The 18,869-nt window shown below is 42.5% G+C and carries 7 protein-coding genes; 1 reads left to right on the forward strand and 6 read right to left on the reverse strand.

What is annotated here, in order from left to right; all coding sequences use genetic code 11:
* Positions 1–15: 15 nt before the first annotated feature.
* The 6 genes from ACXAFK_RS07040 to ACXAFK_RS07065 all read right to left on the reverse strand — a co-directional run bounded on the left by ACXAFK_RS07040 (position 16) and on the right by ACXAFK_RS07065 (position 5,818).
* Positions 16–660 (reverse strand): hypothetical protein, encoded by a 645-nt coding sequence (locus tag ACXAFK_RS07040; protein WP_474957262.1) that lies wholly within the window; start codon positions 658–660, stop codon positions 16–18.
* Between the two features lie 238 nt (positions 661–898).
* Positions 899–1,516, reverse strand: a complete 618-nt coding sequence (locus tag ACXAFK_RS07045; protein WP_474957263.1) for a CatB-related O-acetyltransferase — start codon at positions 1,514–1,516, stop codon at positions 899–901.
* Positions 1,513–1,896 (reverse strand): hypothetical protein, encoded by a 384-nt coding sequence (locus tag ACXAFK_RS07050; RefSeq protein WP_474957264.1) that lies wholly within the window; start codon positions 1,894–1,896, stop codon positions 1,513–1,515. The genes ACXAFK_RS07045 and ACXAFK_RS07050 overlap by 4 nt, the downstream gene beginning before the upstream one ends.
* Positions 1,897–1,908: 12 nt before the next feature.
* Positions 1,909–2,775: an SDR family oxidoreductase gene (locus ACXAFK_RS07055; RefSeq protein WP_474957265.1), complete on the reverse strand. Its 867-nt coding sequence runs from the start codon at positions 2,773–2,775 to the stop codon at positions 1,909–1,911.
* A gap of 24 nt (positions 2,776–2,799) precedes the next feature.
* Positions 2,800–3,879, reverse strand: a complete 1,080-nt coding sequence (locus ACXAFK_RS07060; RefSeq protein ID WP_474957266.1) for a serine hydrolase domain-containing protein — start codon at positions 3,877–3,879, stop codon at positions 2,800–2,802.
* Positions 3,880–3,976: 97 nt separating this feature from the next.
* Entirely contained in the window at positions 3,977–5,818 is a 1,842-nt protein-coding gene (locus ACXAFK_RS07065; protein WP_474958156.1) for a helix-turn-helix domain-containing protein, read from the reverse strand.
* Positions 5,819–6,395: 577 nt separating this feature from the next.
* Between ACXAFK_RS07065 and ACXAFK_RS07070 the strand changes: the two genes are divergently transcribed.
* A complete protein-coding gene (locus tag ACXAFK_RS07070; protein WP_474957267.1) occupies positions 6,396–18,755 on the forward strand; it encodes a T9SS type B sorting domain-containing protein in 12,360 nt (4,119 codons plus the stop codon).
* The last annotated feature ends 114 nt before the right edge of the window (positions 18,756–18,869 follow it).

Here is an 18,869-nt window from a genome sequence, read left to right on the forward strand (position 1 = left end):
GCTATAATGGTTTCTTTAAAATTTTATCCCCACATAAAGGTTGGGTTCAAATAGAAAATAGGATTTCCATTTATTGTCCAATTGTTTAAAGGCTTCCGGGGTGTTGGTGTCGAACATCCAATTTTGGCAATGGATCTGAGGTTCTATGAAAATACGTTTCTTTTTGCCGAAGGCAATGTGATAACCAAGGTGATACGAGGTATAGAGTTTAAAGCCGTTCGCTATTTTTTTGTCGTTCAAATCCAAATACGTTTTGTATTGGGGCAACACTTCCACCGAGGCAAACAATCCTTTCCAGAGCATGCGTTGGTACGATATTCCTATACCTGTTTCCCTCAGATAACCGGGATAGAACTCGGTTTCAGTATCTATTTTGTCCAAAAGGCCATCCCACCATTGAATGCCCATGGGTTGAAACAACCTCCAAGTAGCGAATTTGATCCCAATGATGTTCTTTGAATCCAATTCACGCTTTACGTGAAGCTCAATGTGCTGGGTGTTGGTTCTTTGTCCTCCTTCACCAATGTTGGCCAAGATAATTGCTGGAAAGCTGGCCCTGTATTTGAACCCCGGATCATTATTGCTGAATGATTCCGTGTTGTCCTGTGCAAAAACATTGAAAGTACAAAGTGTTAGGCAGATGATAACTAGTTTTTTCATTTTTGATAATTGTTTGACTGTCCGTTTTTTGATGTATGAATTACTTAATTTGATGATGCAAAGAAATCCCGAAAATGAAGGCCAATCGTACTGAATTATGATTTCAAACCTTTTTTTGTTTGGGTCTTGGAGTGTCTACGTTTTTTGTTAACTCCAAGAGATCTAGCATGGAAAAAACATAAAAAAAAGGCCTAACGTTCGACATGTTGGGCCTTTTTGCAAACGAAAGCTTTATGGTTTAGAACAAGGTCTCTGGATCCCCCGTGAGTTTATGTACATTTTGGGTGATTTTTTCAATATCCCAATCCCACCATTGCAGTTCCAATAGTTTTGAGATGATATCCTCGGAAAAACGCTTTTTTATTTCTTTCGCTGGATTTCCGCCAACAATAGTGTAGGGTTCCACATCTTTTGTGACTACAGCCTTCGTGGCAATAATGGCTCCATCACCAATTTTCACTCCCGGCATAAGGGTCGCACCGTGCCCGATCCATACATCATTTCCGATAATCGTGTCCCCTTTGGTCGGGTAACTTTTGTCTTTCATGGCATCTTGCCAAGCACCGCCGAATATCGCAAATGGATACGCCGATGTAGCCTCTGTCAAATGATTGCCCCCGTTCATTATAAAAGTGGCGTCCGATGCGATCATACAAAACTTACCGATAATGAGCTTGTCCCCAACAAAATCAAAATGATACTTTACATTTTTTTCAAAGTTGCCTACATCTTCAAAATCATCGTAATAGGTATAATCACCAACTACTATGTTAGGGTTGTTGATGTAGTTTTTTAAAAAACATAGATTTTTATAATTCGCCAATGGGTAAACCGTATTTGGATCTGGAATTTTCATAAAGTTTCAATTTGTTTTGATGATTTGAACAACGCAAATGCCAAGTACAGGGTGATAACGGCCTGGACTTTTTCAATATTGGTTTCTGCCATAAGGTTACCAAGGGTATTCAATATAAAAAACACCGAAAATACCAATAGTATCCTTTTTATTACCTTATCCGTAAAAATAGGTTTTATAATCTTGTTTTTCATAGCTAGGATCGTCCCTAGAAATAACATTGTTGCCAATGCAAATCCTTCCAATACGTATAGTTTTTTAACGGAATCGATTTTACCGCCCCATACAATATGATGTGGTAGTATTTGCAGAAGAATGGATAAATGCATTATGCAGTATCCCAATACAATAATTAATATCCCTTTTTCCCAAGTTTTCATGGCAGGCCCAGTTTAATCTTTCAGGGTTTTGGCCACTTCAATGTAATGCTCCTTTAAGCGATGTTCTCCATAAGTTGGTGCAATATGGTCCTCTGCCATCAAGGTCAAAAAGAACTCTATCGGACCATAGGTTTTTACACTGGTAAAGGTTCTGAGGAACCATATGGTAAGTTTTCTCGACCAATCGGGTAAATGAACGATTTTTACGGGTTTGTCCAATGCGGTCAAGGCCAGTTCTCCTATTGCATTCAGGCTAAGCACATCGGGTCCTCCAAGGGTCAATTCTTTAGGTTGTTCCTCCAATGAATTTACAATGGTCCTCGCCAGATCTTCACCATGTATTGGGTTGAATTTTTGATTGCCAGACCCGAACACGTACACCCGACCGGATTTGGCCATGTGTAAAAAATCTTCCATATCCGAGAAAAATCCATTTGGCCTCACTATCGTATAGTCCAGTCCGGAAGATTTTAGGGCATCGACAAACTTTTCCTTGGCCTCGAAAATTTTTAGGTCTCTATATTTGTCCCCATCGATTGCAGAAACATAAACAAAGTGGTTTACACGGGCCTTTTTGGCTTCTTCCAACAAATTCATATTGGCCTTATAATCTACATCCATATAGGTAAGGCCGTCTTTTTGCCGGGTAATGCCAACGGTTGATATTACCGTGTCAATACCTTTACAGATGTCCCGCAAGGATTCCGGTTTGGTAACCTCGGCTTGTTTAAGCTCTAAATAATTTTCATCGGTGATTTTTAGTTTCTCCGGGTTACGGACAATGGCTACGACCTGATTTTCTTTTGCAATCAATTCTTTTAATAAGTAAGCCCCTAAATACCCTGTGGCGCCTGCCAATAATACGTTGGTATGTTTCATTGTCAATATATGTAGAGGGTTATATTAATCGAACTCGTTTGTCAATAATTGTTGGATAATGGTATTGCGTTGCGCTCCCGTATCATCTTGCTGGTTGCTTAATAGCACAATGGTAGCATCATATTTTGGTATAAAACCAATCATGCTCCAATACCCATTGATATCCCCGCCGTGCCAATACATGCTGGTATTGCCCTCTTGGGTCGTAAACCAACCAAGGCCAAAATCCACATAACCACTCGGTACATCATGGGCAAATATTTCGGCTTTTTCAGTTTCGGTAAACCAATTCGTTCCTACGGCATTGGTCCAAGTTTCCATATTTCTTGGTGTACTGCTAAAATCACCTGCACCAAATGCAATGGTCATAGGATATGTGCTATTGATGTTGCCGTTATTGTACCCTTGGGCATGGATGTCGGTATCAATTTCGTCAGACCCTTTGTAGGTGTCTTCCATTTCCAAAGGAAGCAAAATGTTTTGTTGAATATACTCGTGGTAAGATATCTGTGATAATTCTTGAATCAACATGGCGGCAATCAAAAAGTTCGAGTTTGAATACTCCTTTCCCTCGCCCGGTACAAAATTGAGTCCGTTTTCATCGATCATTTCGATAATGACTCCGTAAATATCTTCTTCATCCAAAGTTTCGCCTTGTTCGTAGGCATCTTCAATTATTAATTGATAATCAGGAATACCCGACTGGTGCGATAATAAATGGGCAAGGGTAATTTGGTCGCCGTATGGAAATTCAGTATCGAACTCATCCAGGGTTTGATCAAAACCAGAGATGAGACCATCACGTTTTAACTGTACAACCGCAGCGGCCGTCAATGTTTTGCTTACAGAACCAATTCGATAAGCCAGATTGTAATCTTGTTGTAATACAGTATTTTCATTGGCCAACCCAAAACCCTGCCGTACCAAATCGTTTCCATTTTTTGTGATAATGGCATAGCCTTTAAAGTCGATCTCGGTTAATAAATTTTCAACAGTAGTGTAATCAACTGTAGGTGTGCTATTGTCGTCATCTTTTGAGCAAGATGTAAAAAGCATGACCGTGCTAATTGCCAATGGGACTAAGAATTTGTGTAATGTTGTCATAACTGTTCGTTTTTAGATTATTGATTTTGGGGCAAAGATTCACCGGATCGATATGCCAATCGTTCTAAATTATAATCTGAAACGAAGTAGGGGAAGTTTAGGACAGGCTGGCTTTCATCCAAGCCCTAGGGGTCATGCCCTCCATTTTTTTAAAGTAGGTATTGAAAACACTTTTGGAATTAAAACCACTGTCGTAGGCCAATCCAAGTATGGTAAGATGCGAATTTTTAGGGTCTTGCGCTATGGTTTTAAAATGGTTTAAGCGGTAGGAGTTAACAAAATCGTTATAATTAGTATGAAACGCCTGGTTGATCAGGAATGACATTTTATTGGTGTTCAATCCTAAAAACTCGGCAACAAACTTTAAACTTAATTGTTGATTTAAGTATGGTTCCTCTTCCTTAAAATAGGTAAGCAGCTTTTCTTTTAAACTTTTTATTTGAGCATCACTCAAAATTGTTGTGGTCGATTTTTCTTCTTCTTCCTCCGTTTGGGGTTTGATATCTGAAATGGATAGGTTGGAACGGTGCAGTTCGTCAAATCCCTTTGTTTTGTGCAATGGCTGCAAAAAAGGTTCCTGTCTGTAGTTTATTATTTGACCACGCCTCTGATCGATCATTTCTGCTAATCGAGAAAAAGCAAGTTCTTTGTGACACGAATTACTTAAAATAAACACATCGTACGGGACCAGCATGGTTTCTTTGTCGTCTCGTTGTGACCATTTTTCAATTATTTCAGCGGGAACTTCAATTTGTTCTCCATTGATAAGGTCGAACAATAGTTTTTTTTCCGCTAACAAAGATGTGTTATGTATAAACTCTTGAAAGTACTCTCTTTTATTGAGCCATATCAAACAGAAACATTTTAAATGGTGCGCCAACTCCAGTTCAGGATTAAGTGTCAGTGCATAACTGACGGCTTCCAATGCCTTTTCCCATTGGCGTTGGTAATAATAAATATGAGCTATGGTATAATGATTGTTCGCTGAAAGTGGATCTACCTCTAAAAGTTTGTTCGCATAGTTTAGGGCCTCCTCAAAAAAGCCGAGCGCTATGAACAACTCTGCCATGGCTTCCAAACCATCTATGTGATTGGGATTAATTTCCAAAACCTTGTTGATGTGGACATAGGCATTTTTAAAATCCCATTCTTCCCAAAAAAATTTACCAACATAAGATAATGGGTATTCGGGCAGCGAGGGGTCTAGCTCCTTGGCTATTAATAAGTTGTTTATGGCCAATTCAATTCCTTTTTCATAAGGTATGTAGCCCCACATTGCCATTAGGCCATAGCATTGCAAATTTGCGTAGTACGCCTTGGCATAATTTTTATCCACAGCAATTGCCTGATCGTAATAGGATATAGCTTCTTTAATGCTCTGTGGAGTCCATTGCAACTGTAGGGATCGTCCTTTTAAAAACAATTGGTAAGCATTTACATCGGTAGTAGGCTTCTCGACTAAATGCTCTTGGATTTCAAAATGTCCGGAATTGTTTCGGACTTCTTCGGCAATGGCCAAACTTATTTCATCTTCCAGGTCAAAAATATCGATCAGCTCCCTGTCAAACCTTTTGGACCAATAGTGGGTCCCATCTTCAACATCGATCAATTGCGCGGTAATCCTGACCCTGTCTTGTGATTTTTTAATGCTGCCCTCCAGAATTGTATTCACGCCCAATTGACTCCCGATATCGCGAACATCCACATCTTTTCCCTTGAATGCGAAAGAAGAAGTTCGGGCAATTACCTTGAGCTGGCCTACCTTTGTCAGTGCATTTATAATTTCTTCGGTGATTCCATCACAGAAATACTCATTGTCATGATCATTGCTCATATTCACAAAGGGTAAAACTGCTATGGATTTTGTATTGGTCATGGGTTGGATAAACTGGATAGATTTAACTAAGCGAACTGGGTGAAAATAAGTGGTGAAAATCAGTAACCTATTTTCTTCCTGTTCAGAGTTTAAACATAGTTTATATTTTTTACTTTTCCCCTAATTTATACACCTTTTGTTGCGTTGTTGGAGCCATGTACATAATTGGTATAGAAGGTTAATGGTTGCTGCCTTCTTTTCCGAAAACGCTTGTTAAGCTGTTTGGAATAAATTGGATTGCGAATCGTTTGCCATGGAGGTTCAAAACGATTAAACGCGTAAAACGAAAATGATATCGATTAATATTCTTTGGTGGAACCTGTCATCGACTAAATAAAGCTGAACTATTGTTCGGCTTTTCCATTTTAAACTGTAGGGAAACATAATCTAGCAATCAAAGAATCTTCAAAAGTCCATTCTTTTAAAGTAAAAAAAACAAGTCTTTCTAATACGATAAATAATTGTAGGAAAAATCTTTAACAATATAAAAACCAAGAGGTTTTATGCAGATTTTTTGAATTGAATAACAACAGGAACGACCAGTTAGACACAACAAAGTTCGAAGATGACAACAAAAATATGTATACGAGGGCTTTAAGAGCTTTTTTTGTTTCAAGTAATACATTAGACCAACCTCAAAATGGCCAATTTTACCTCTTTGTACGCAGATCGTTTATTGAAAAGCATTTGCATTTTGTTAATGTTTTTTGCGTTTAACCAAGTACAAGCCCAGTTAAGTGATCTTCATTATCTTCCACCTTTAAAGCAAGGGCGTAATAACCAAGCTGTCCAGCAACAAGCAGTCTACCTATCAACACCCGAGCCGGTAACTTTTGTGGTAAATGCCTATCGTGGGACCAGTGCAACACCGGTTGCCACATTCAATATTTCAAATACCAATCCAGCGGTATACACCTTGCCCAATGGGGATAACAATATCACTTTGGTTACCAATTCCAATACTGGGGTTGTGCTGAACAATTCAGGCCTAAGGTTCGAATCTCCGAGCGGAAATAAATTTTACGTCAATTATCGCGGATATTCTGGGTCCCAAGCAGCATCGCTGACATCCAAGGGAAGAGTGGCGATGGGTACACGTTTTAAATGGGGAGGGGTGCCCAATTTGGGTTCACACGTATCAAAATCCAATACATTGGGAATAATGGCAACCGAGGACAATACCACGGTTACCGTTTTTGGGTACGATCCCAACTGTAGTTTTAGATTGGGTAACAATGCCTATGGTATTACCGACGACACTTATACCGTAACGTTGGACGCCAATGAGTCCTTTGTGTTTGAAAATTATGTAGGGAATTCTCCTTCCAACGCACATCGCGATGGTTGGATAGGGGCTTCCATTGTTTCTGATAAAAATATTGTGATCAGTAATGGTTCCATGAACTATGGACGACAAGCGAACAATAGTAATCGCGACGCGGGAATCGATCAACCCGTGCCCGAAAATAAATTGGGAAAAGACTATGTGTTTATTAGGGGCAATGGAGCTTCCAATGGATGGACAGAATTCCCTTTGATCATTGCCACCGCCGATAACACGCAAGTATACGTTAATGGGTCGGGAACACCTATTGCTACATTGGACAATGGCGAATTTTTTGAAGTTCCCAGTAGTTATTATACATCCAATACAGCTGGGGCCAATATGTTTGTACAAACCTCAAAAGACGCTTATGCTTATCAGTGTATAGGGGGGGATAGTAAAGCTTATACCCAAGGATTGAACTTTGTGGCACCAGTAAACTGCTTGCTGCCCGATGTTATGGACAATATTCCTGATATCAGAAATATTGCGGGTACCAATGTAACCGGGGGTGTTACCATTATTGCCGCTGTAAATACGCCAGACGCTAATATTTCGGTAACGGATGGAGGGGGTACAATAGCACTACCCGCTTCTAACCCAGTGCCGGGTACCACTGACTGGAAAACGTTTTTTATTCCAAATCTAACAGGAGATGTCAGCGTTCAGTCCACTGGACCAATAGCCGTCGGATTTTTTGGATACAATGGGGCTAGAGGGGTAGCCGGATATTTTTCAGGATTCGACACAGTGCCCGAAGTAACTCTGGAGGTTCGAGGGGGTACCGGATGCTTTGTGGGGTCCGAAATATATGAGGCAACAGGAAACTTTGATGCATACCAATGGTACGAAGATGGTGTGGCCATACCTGGGGCTAATGGACCTAGCTTTGCTGCAACACGCGCCGGGGACTATTTTGTTAGAGGAACCAAAGGGCCATGTACCTACGACTCACAACCCTTAACGGCCCTGTACTGTGATCCCGACGTAGCATTGGAAAAAACGGTCGATAAACCTGAAATCATGGAAGGGGAAACGGCAACGTTTACAATTAAGGTAAGAAACTTTGGAGATGGACCATTGACCAACCTTCAAATAACAGATAATATCCCTGCCGGACTTACTTTGGTCTCGGCATTCACAATTACAGGAAGTTGGAGTGGAAACACTTGGAACATCGGAACATTGAATGGTGGCGAAACCGCCTTTTTAGAGCTAGAAGTACAGGCAGATGAAATTGACACACTTCCTTTGTTGAGTTTGATCAATACAGCAGTAAATACACAAGATCAAACCGATACCAATATTACAGAAGATGTCCCATCCGCCCGTATAGTGGTTCACAACGATTCGGATAACGATGGGGTAAATGACATCACCGATCTGGATGATGACAATGATGGTATTTACGATGAGGACGAGTGCGATACCCTTTTGTTCAACATATCCAATGGTGACCCGCATAGTGGCAGTTTGATTAGTGTTGACAACTATTTGGTGTTCGACGTTTTCAGTTTGGACAACTCGTTCAACTTCAATATCAATGGAGTAGATGTGGCAGGTGAAATACAGTTCCAGCTTGGCGCAAGTGGAAATTTTGCCCGTTTTAACGATGGAACTACCTACGGAGAAGGAGGAAACCCCGATATATGGACAATTACAGGAACACATGGCAGTCCCTTGCTGCGTGTAGTGGTAGATCAGGCCGGGGAGTTCCAAATATACGGTGCAAGATCCTCGGGTGGTCCTCTGGAGCCAATGAACCTGACCACGCCAGCAAATGTGGTAAATTGGGATCCGACCGGAAACAACACGGTGTCCATAGGACAAGATGTTGTAGGGCCCACCAACATGCGGGGCGTATTGTTAACAGCAGGCTGCGATACCGATTCCGATGGTATTCCCGATTCACTCGATTTGGATAGTGATGGCGACGGTTGTACCGATGCCGTAGAATTTTATAAAGATGAGAATGCCGACGGTGGAGATGGCGGGGAATACGGTTCTGGAGTTCCAGTGGTGGACCCAACCGATGGAACTGTAAATGCTGCCTCTTACACCCAAGTATACGCCCCTGAAATATTGCTTGGCAATACATCCGAAAATTTAAGCGCGGTGGATATCAATGGCCAAGGAATCAGTTTAGGGCAAACCTTTCAGTATGTGCTCCGTTTTCAAAATACCGGGGACGATGATGCTACAAACTTCGAAATAACCGATATCCTGCCCAACAATGTTACATTGGACAATGTGGATGTTTCCAATGCCTTGGGTACGACACATAGTTTTGACATCAATACAAATACACTGCAATTCCAGGTCCCAGATGCACTTGTAGAAATCGGTGACCCGGAGTATAGCATAAAAATCACAGTAACCGTTTCAGGAAACTGCTCCGATTTTGTCGATGCCTGTTCATCCGAGTTGCAGAACTTGGCTTACGCATCATTCCAAGGGGTCGTTAATTCAACCACTTATACCGATGAGCCCGGTTCTTCCAATTTCCCGTGCGATGTAACCCCACAAGTGGCCACTAACAATATTTTGGACGACTTGGCCAATTGCGGTCAAGCCAGAACAGTTCAATTATGTGGAGATGATGCTCTATTAACGGCAGGTTCCGGATTTGCAACCTATACTTGGGCATTAGATAACAATGGGAATGGTCAAATAGATGGTGCCGATACCATCTTGGATGATGGTGATGCCGACCCAAGTACACTATTGGTAACGAATATTGGAAACTACATTGTGGAGAAATCAGGAGGAGGAAGTTGTCCTGATTTGACAGAGCTTATCACTGTAGAACGTTTTGGCGACACACAGACCAATCCCATAATAAGCTATTTTAACCAGGTAAATGCCGATAGTAATCCAGATAACAACATACAGGGAGAGATCGTAACATGTTCCGTTGATGGTGATTTATTGCCTAAAATATTTTTGTGTGGTGAGAATGATGAAGTTACCCTTCAGCTCGGTATAACCGATGCTCTGGACATCGTTTGGCAAAAACTGGACGAAGGCAGTTGTTCGGATGCAGGTGATGATTGTGCCAACAAAAGCAATATGTGCACATGGAGCGATGTAGTGGTGCAAGACAATTTTACAGTTACCGAAAGTGGTAAATATCGAGTGGTCATCAATTATAAGAACGGATGTTTTAGTCGTTTCTATTTCAACGTGTTCAAAAACACATTGGATATTGACTATACGCCGACGGATATTTTGTGCAGCACTCCTGGAAACATTAGAGTCAACGGAGTAGGGGCCAATTACGGGTTCCAATTGATAGATGCATCCAACGGAAACATTGTGGTGCCATTTTCTGCCAACAATGGACCTAGTTTTGATATTACCACAAGTGGTACTTATACAGTTCAGGTTACTCAATTGAACCCATCAACAGGAGATCCTATAGAAGGAAGCTGTATTTTTGAAACAGAGGATATTGGTATCTTGGAAAGAAATTTTCAGGTAGATGTCGATACAACACCTGCCGATTGCAATCAATTGGGAACCGTAAGTATCCAGGCATTGAACGTACTGCCCAATTACAAATACGAACTTAGGCTGGACGATGGCTCCAATAGTGGTCTCGGAACCTTGATCGCACAACAAAATCCAACCACGGACAACACCCATACGTTTAACAATGTAAACCCAGGAAACTACAATGTAATCACCACAACCGATGATGGCTGTACCGATACCCAACAAATTACGGTAAATGAAATTCCTGAATTGACGCTTACCGCATTGACCACCGATAATATAACCTGTACCGCGGGAGTAATTACCCTGACCCCCTCGGGTGGTACTCCGAACCCGGATTATCAAATGGCCATTTGGAGCAAAGATGGGGTGGATTTGTATGCCGACCCGTCAGACGTTCCTACTTCCGAAATGCAGACCAATACCAACTTTTTGTTCGGATATAGAGGTACACCGACCACCTATTTCCCAAATGAGGACGGTGATTATCAATTCATCGTTTTTGACGACAATGGTTGCTATGCTATCTCCAATAGTGTGAGAATGGAAGAACTTGGTGGCCTTACCGTATCTGCGACCCACTCGGGAATCGTATGTGCTGATTCATCTACGGCAACCTTGAGTGTATCCGTAACGGGAGGGACAGCACCTTACCAATATAGCTTGGATGGTGGAGCTACTTATCAAACCAATAACGATTTTGGCAACTTGCCTGCCGGACTTTATACCATTACCGTAATGGATTCCAGCGGTAATGCAGGTACTGGATGTGTCGAAAATTATGATTACGAAATAGACCAACCTTTTAGGTTGACGGCCTCGCCGGCCATTGTTCAGGACGCCTCATGTGACCCGAATGGTGCGTTGGTGAAGATATTGAATGCCAGTGGAGGACAAGCCCCGTACACCTATAGTTTTGATGGCGGTAGTAATTTTGTTCCCACCAACGACCGTTATTTAATGCCCGGCAATTACAATCTTGTCGTTAGGGATAATTTAGGTTGTACGTACCCTATGGAATTAGAGGTTCCTGCTATGGCAACAGACCCAGACTTTACAACCACAATCGATTATGCTTGTGATGGATTGGCTACCATTTCCATTGGAACATCCAACGCAACGGATTTTGATTATACCTATAGTTTGAACGGTTCGCCCAATACTCCGGTCGATAATAATATATTCAACAACATTGGAGACGGAACACATACAGTTACCGTAGGATACTCCAGTAGTATCGCTCCGGATCAAAGCACACTTTTTCAAGAAAACTTTGGAACAGGGATTACTACCCAAATTGAAGAGATTGGATCTGGTTATTGTTATGAACCACAAGATGGAACAGAAACAGCATGTAATTTGGGGCCTGCCGGTATTTTGGTAAACGGCGAATATACTGTAACCAACTTCGTGACCAATCCAATTCCCGCTTGGAGAAGTCCAAACGATCATACTGGTTTGACAGATGGTCGCTTTTTGGCCATCGATGTGAGTACCTTGGCAGGAGACTTCGGTGTTCTTTGGGAAAGGAATGGAATAGAGGTGCTTCCTAATCAAGATATCACCTTCTCATTTTGGGCCTATAACCTTATGGTAACCTCTGGTAATGGAAACAATCCGGAAGTTTTAGTAGAGTTGGTGGATGGCTCGGGTACCGTAATTTCTAGTATCCCTACCAACGAAATCCCTAAAAACACAAATGCGGACGATTGGCATTTTAGAGAAGTAACCTTTAATCCAGGAGTAAATACTACCGTTGGCATCGTATTAAGAACCAATTTGAACAGTGACTTTGGCAACGACCTAATTTTGGATGATATCCAGGCAGTACAATCGCCGGAAATCTGTGAAAAAACTCAGGATATTATTGTGGTTGTGGAACCTAATAAAGCATTTGAAGCTCAATTGTTGACCGTTGACGACCCAAGTTGTAATGGTGCAGCCGATGGCTCCATTACTTTTGAAGTGGGCAACTTTGATGCTGTGGCAGGATTCGAATACTCCTTGGATGGAGGTGCCACCTGGATTGCTTCAATGTCATCTCCTGTGACAACGGCATCCAATTTGGCCGATGGAAGCTATACCGTTATGGTCAGAAAAGCAGATGAAACCACCTGTTCGGTAAGTTTTGCAGCTACTTTAACGGAACCTGCCGCCATAGTACCTTCACTGAACTTAACGGCCGAATATACCTGTTTCAATACAGGAGCAACATTAGAAGCTTCAGTTACGGGAGGAACACCGGGTTATACCTATCAATTGGAGGATACCTTGGGGAATTTGGAAGTCGCTTACCAATCTAATCCTATTTTCTTAAATGTAGCGGATGGCGATTATTTAGTGCGGGTAAGGGATGCCAATGGATGTGATGTGCTTTCTGCAGCGCCGGTCGCGGTATCGCCTCCTGAGACCATTGCTTTCACTACTTCATCCACGGCATGTTACGATGGTTTGAACAATGCTACCATTACGGCAACGGTTACCGATGGAAATGGAGATTATACCTTTAGAATAAATGGAGGGGCATGGATAACCCCGACACCGTCTACCGATACCGAGTATACGTTTACAGGATTGGCAGAGGGTAGTTACGATATAGAAGTGGCGGACGGATATGGCTGTGGACCTGTATTGCAGACCGTTGTAATTCTGCCCACGATTACCGCTCAAGTAGATAAGCTGGATGTAACCAGCTGTGGAGATGGCAATATTACCGTTACTCCAACTGGCGGTGATGGAAATTATGTGTATGCCTTTGTGCCCACAGGATCAACTCCTGTGGCAGGTGATTTTGGAGGGTTGAATACGGAAACAATTACCGCCGGAAACGAAGGTACATTTGATGTATTCGTAAGAGATAACAATGGGACTGCTCCCTATTGTGAATATAAAGAAACGGTTACCGTGTCGGCAGCACCAATTTTGGCCTTCACAACAACGCCAACAGCACCAGAATGTCACGATGGTATGGGTAGTATTGCGGTGAATATCACATCTGGGGATGCACCATTTACCATCGAGATTGTAGATTTGGACAATGGAGGGGCATCGAACCAGATCCTTAACAACGTACTGTCCAATACACATACATTCTACAACCTGTCACCAGGAAATTATACCATCAATATTTCCGATACGTACGGCTGTCCTTTGTCGGAAACCCCGGTTACCATAACTAATCCAGATGAGCTAACTGCCGATATTATTGGAAGATATCCATCAAACTGTGGAGGTGGACCAATGGACTTCGGATTTGATTTTGTTAACTATCCATTGACCTTGGGCACCCTGGAATTTAGTGATGATGGTGGTGCTACTTGGCAAGCCACAGATCAACTCAGGGGATATAATTCAGGAGATTCTGTATATCCTTCCATAAGAACTGTAGACGGAACGGGCAATCCAATTTGCCAGACCGATTTCCCTGAATTTATTATTCCATATCCATTGGATGATCTGGATATTACCATTTCTGCCGTGGTCGTGAACTGTAATGAGTTGCAAGTAAAAGTCCAGGGATCGGAAGGTGTGGCACCCTACGAATATGCTTATTCGGACGATCCTTCCAGTTTTGATCCCGCTACGGCAACATGGATTGTAGGTGGCAACATCGATGATTCATCAGGGACTCCGGTAGTAGTTCCAGCTGGTCATGGTAATCATGTATGGACAGGTTTGGTGCCCGGAAGAACCTATGTGTTCTATGTTAAGGACAACAATGGTTGTGTAAGGCAGAGTAATGTAAACGTAAATGATCTCTTTGTTCACCCATTTGATATAACATCCAATATTACCCCAGCTTGTAATGGATTGAACAATGGAAGTATTGAATACACCATAGTGGAAAACACCGTGTCTCCTGGCTCCGAAATTGAGTGGACCTTCTACGATATTTCTTCCGGTACGCCTGTGGTGGTAACTACAAGCGGCGTAAATGTTCCATTTTCTTCTCCTCAATCGCTAACGTTCAATACTTTGGGTGAAGGGGAATATTTCCTTGAGGTAACTAAAAAGGATGGCGCAAGTTCCGGATGTGTCAGTGCTTCTGAAAACGAAGCGTTGGAGGAACTGGATGCCTTGTCCGGAAGCCCTGCGGTACTGCAGGATATTACGTGTAGCAACCCAGGCCTAATCCAAATCCCGGATATTTCTGGAGGTGGAGGAACCTATTATTATGATGTTACCGGACCGGCCGGGTTTGCTGGAGTCTCTGGCACGTTGGACAACCCTATCGAAATCCCGGCCAATTCACCGGCAGGAACTTATAATGTATCTGTTGCCGACCAATATGGATGTTCACAAAGTTTGGGAAGCGTACATTTGGACCTTGCCCCAAACCCAACAATAGATAGTATTGTTGTGGATAATTGTGATACCCAGGCCGATGTAAATATTGTTATGGCCACAGGCGCCATGCCATTCTATTACTCTTTGGACGGAGGTGCTAATTATGTAAACAATGGAGGAACTTTCACCAATGTGGTTCCCGGAACATACACAGTAAGTGTTTTGGATAGTAACGGCTGTACCGCTACAGATACCGTTACCGTACACCCGACCATGCAGGCAAATGTTAGCTTGGCAGAAACTTTAGGTTGTGGAGCCGGTAACGAAGCTGAAATTTTAATTAATGTCACCAATGGTTCGACCACTTATGAATATGAAATATTGGGTACTTCCAGTACTTTGGTTGGAAGACAGGCAATGGGCGGTAGCACAGTTACCGAATTGGTGATGGTTGCCGATACCTATACCGTGAACATTTACGATACCGGAGTGGAAGGACCAGAATGTTCCAGAACATTCACAGTTGAGGTTCCTGCCGCAATTCAGCCAAGTTTTACGGCCACTCCGACTGCGGTATCATGTGCAGGTGCATCGGACGGTACCATTGCCATCACTGAAACCAATAATGGCATCAATCCGTTGACTTATACATTGAGTCCAAATGTGGCGGCCTTCGACCCTACGACCAATAGTTTCAATAATTTACCTGGAGGTATTTATGAGGTAACCGCTATGGGTCAAAATGGATGTGATACAGTTGTTTCGAACATCGTAGTTCCAGAACCCAATCCTATCACTTTTGATGTGCCAACCGTAGATCCATTTGGTTGTACTGCAGGTAATGCTGCCGACAATGCCACAATTACTATCAACGTTGCTAGCATTTCCGGTGGAAGTGGCACATACGTGCGCTACGAATTTATCGATGACGCAACTTCAACAATGCTTCAATCTGGAGCGAACCCCAGTTATATCCATGCAGATTTTGCAGGAGGCAATATCATTGCAAGAGTGGTGGACAACAAAGGATGCTCTGCCGAAATTATGGTCAATATTCCAGAGTTCGATGAAATGAATACGCCGACAATTCACGTTGATGATCCGATCAGCTGTGCCAATTTGGGCGAGGATGTTACCATTAATGTTACAAGTAGCCTAACAAGTTACGCCACAGATCCGACCAACTATCAATTTAGATTGTTGCCATCGGCAGTATATCAAGCATCCAATCAATTTGTAGATCTTCCAGCAGGAAACCACACCTTTGGCGTATTGAACGTTGCTACGGGTTGTGAAATTACAATCAACCATTTGGTGGAAGAACCCAACACGTTCGATGTAATTGTGGACAAATTGACCGATGCCGTTTGTTTTGGGGACGATGGTAGTATTCAATTGACTTTGGTGGATGCTTCCTATGCATCAGGTTTTCATTGGTATATTTTTGACACCAATGGTACACCGGCCGATCGTTCCGATGATGGAGCCTCAATATTGAACGGTTCATCTATCAACCTTGGACCAACAGCTCCGATATTTGTTCCTGCCGGAGATTATGTAGTTGAAGTAGTGCAGGACGCATTCCCAGAGTGCAGCCAAGTGCGATCGTTCAGTATTGTTACACCTTCGGCCCCTGTTACATTGAATCCAATAGACTTAACCGATGTAGGTTGTACCAATGATCAAGGAAGTGCTTTAATTTCTCCTGCGGGCGGACAAGGGCCATTTTCCATGGATTTGACCCATGTGGGTAGTGGAACAACCACAAGTGTTACCGGAGTGAACAGCCACCTGTTCCAATCCTTGGTTGCCGGCCGGTACAATGTAACCGTGACCGATGCATTGGGATGCACCCAGGTCTTCAACAACGCTTTTGAATTGTTGCTGCCCGACCCCATATCCGGGTCCATTACCAATACTGGTTTAGTTTGCGAGGGAGATACCGATGCCTCCGTGACCATAAGTTTAAACGCTAGAAATGTGACCACGAACTACCGATATGTGTTGAATACATATTCCGATGCTTTGGGAACAACACTGTTAAGTTCGTCCACAACCTCAACATCTCCAACTTTCGATAATTTGGGAGCAGGGTTCTATAGTATTTTGGTAACGGACGATATGGCTTGCGACTTCGAATCCAGCATTGTGGAAATAGTGCAGCCTACCGATGTGGATGCTATGTTGGTTACACATCAACCATTAAGTTGTCAGTCGGATGCTGAATTACTGTTGGTAGCATCTGGAGGAACAGCACCTTATACTTGGAGTACAGATGGCGTTAACTTTACCGCAATGAACGGGACCGTTGCTTCCGACACACATCTATTGCAAAATATCACGGCAGGAAGCTACAGATATTATATAAGGGATAGTTTTAATTGTGTATCCGCAATTTCGAACGAAATAACCATTGCGCCGATAGAAACCCTTACCGTGGATTTGGACATCTCGGCGGCACAAGTAAATTGTAATGGTGAAAGTACGGCTTTTGTTGAGGCATTTGCCAACGGGGGACTTGGAAATTACCAGTATGCGTTATTTGCTGATTTGGCTTTGACCAACCAGGTTAGGCCCGATCAAACCAATGGCAGGTTCAGTGATTTACCTGCAGGAAGCTATTATGTACGGGTGCAAAGTGAAGATTGTATCGTCATCTCGGAAGAGATCGTTGTAGAAGAGCCTACACCTTTGGTGGTAACCCCTACCATTAACAATATTAGCTGTAATGGTGCCAACGATGGTAGTGTGGTTCTGGATGTACAGGGCGGATCCGGTGATTATCAGTTTGCAATATCGCCCAACCTCAACCAATTTGTGGACGAGAATAGTTTTGATGATTTATCACCAGGCGATTATCGTGTAATCGCACAGGACAGCAATGGATGTTTTGAATTGATCGAGTTCACATTGACCGAACCCGATGAGTTACAAACAAGCTCAACCGTTACCAACGAGATTTGCTTTGGAAGTAGCGATGGAACCGTTTCATTACAAATTTCGGGAGGTACAGCTCCATACTATACGAGCTTAAATACCAATAACGATACGGATTTTGTTCAAGACCGATTTACTTATCAAGATTTGAGCAGTGGCACACACGTAGTGTTTGTTAGGGATGCCAATGGTTGTGAAATGGCCGAGGTGTTCGAAGTGCAGGCCGGAGCCAACTTAAATGGAGAGGCCGAAGTTTTGTACGAATGTGACACTATGGGAGCTGCGTCCAATGCAGTTCGGATTCTACTCGAAGATTCCGATGTTTACAGTGATGTGATTTTCGGATTGGATACCGATGATCCCAACCAGATGCAATTAGATCCTTACTTTGAAAATTTGACGGCAGGGCAACATTACATTACGGCACTGCACAGCAATGGATGCATCAATACGTTCGAATTTAACATAACCATTTTTGAACCATTGACATTGGAGTTGAGCGATCAAGACATCAACCGTATAAAAGCATTTGCAGAAGGAGGTGATGGTAATTATTCCTATAGTATAAATGGAGGTCCGGAAACCTCGGATTCTGAATTCCATATTACAGCGACCGATACCTATACCATTACAGTTACAGATGGCAACGGTTGTAGTGTGTCGCAGGATATATTTGTTGAGTTTATAGATATAGAGATCCCAAATTTCTTTACTCCGGACGGTGATGGGCAGAACGATACTTGGGCCCCTAAGAATATTCAGCAGTACCCGAATATATTCATCAAAATATTTGATAGGTACGGTAGAAATCTGTTCCAATTCAAAGGCAATCAGGATGAGTGGAACGGAGAGTACCAGCTAAAAGGATTGCCAACAGGTGATTATTGGTACATTATCCGATTGAACGGAATAGAAGACCAAAGGGAATTTGTTGGACATTTTACCCTATATCGTTAAATGAAGAGGATAATAAACAGTGTAGTTTAACCTAAAAACGACATTCGCAACATGAATTAGGGCTTTTACAACCAAAGGTTGCGCTTTTTTAAGGCTAGTATTTATTTTGTGTCA

The organism is Flagellimonas sp. ABD4_174 (assembly GCF_056160185.1).

Bases quoted from the DNA above. Each gene is read 5' to 3' on its own strand.
- ACXAFK_RS07040 (WP_474957262.1), bottom strand. From the start codon at position 660: ATGAAAAAACTAGTTATCATCTGCCTAACACTTTGTACTTTCAATGTT.
- ACXAFK_RS07045 (WP_474957263.1), bottom strand. From the start codon at position 1,516: ATGAAAATTCCAGATCCAAATACGGTTTACCCATTGGCGAATTATAAA.
- ACXAFK_RS07050 (WP_474957264.1), bottom strand. From the start codon at position 1,896: ATGAAAACTTGGGAAAAAGGGATATTAATTATTGTATTGGGATACTGC.
- ACXAFK_RS07055 (WP_474957265.1), bottom strand. From the start codon at position 2,775: ATGAAACATACCAACGTATTATTGGCAGGCGCCACAGGGTATTTAGGG.
- ACXAFK_RS07060 (WP_474957266.1), bottom strand. From the start codon at position 3,879: ATGACAACATTACACAAATTCTTAGTCCCATTGGCAATTAGCACGGTC.
- ACXAFK_RS07070 (WP_474957267.1), top strand. From the start codon at position 6,396: ATGGCCAATTTTACCTCTTTGTACGCAGATCGTTTATTGAAAAGCATT.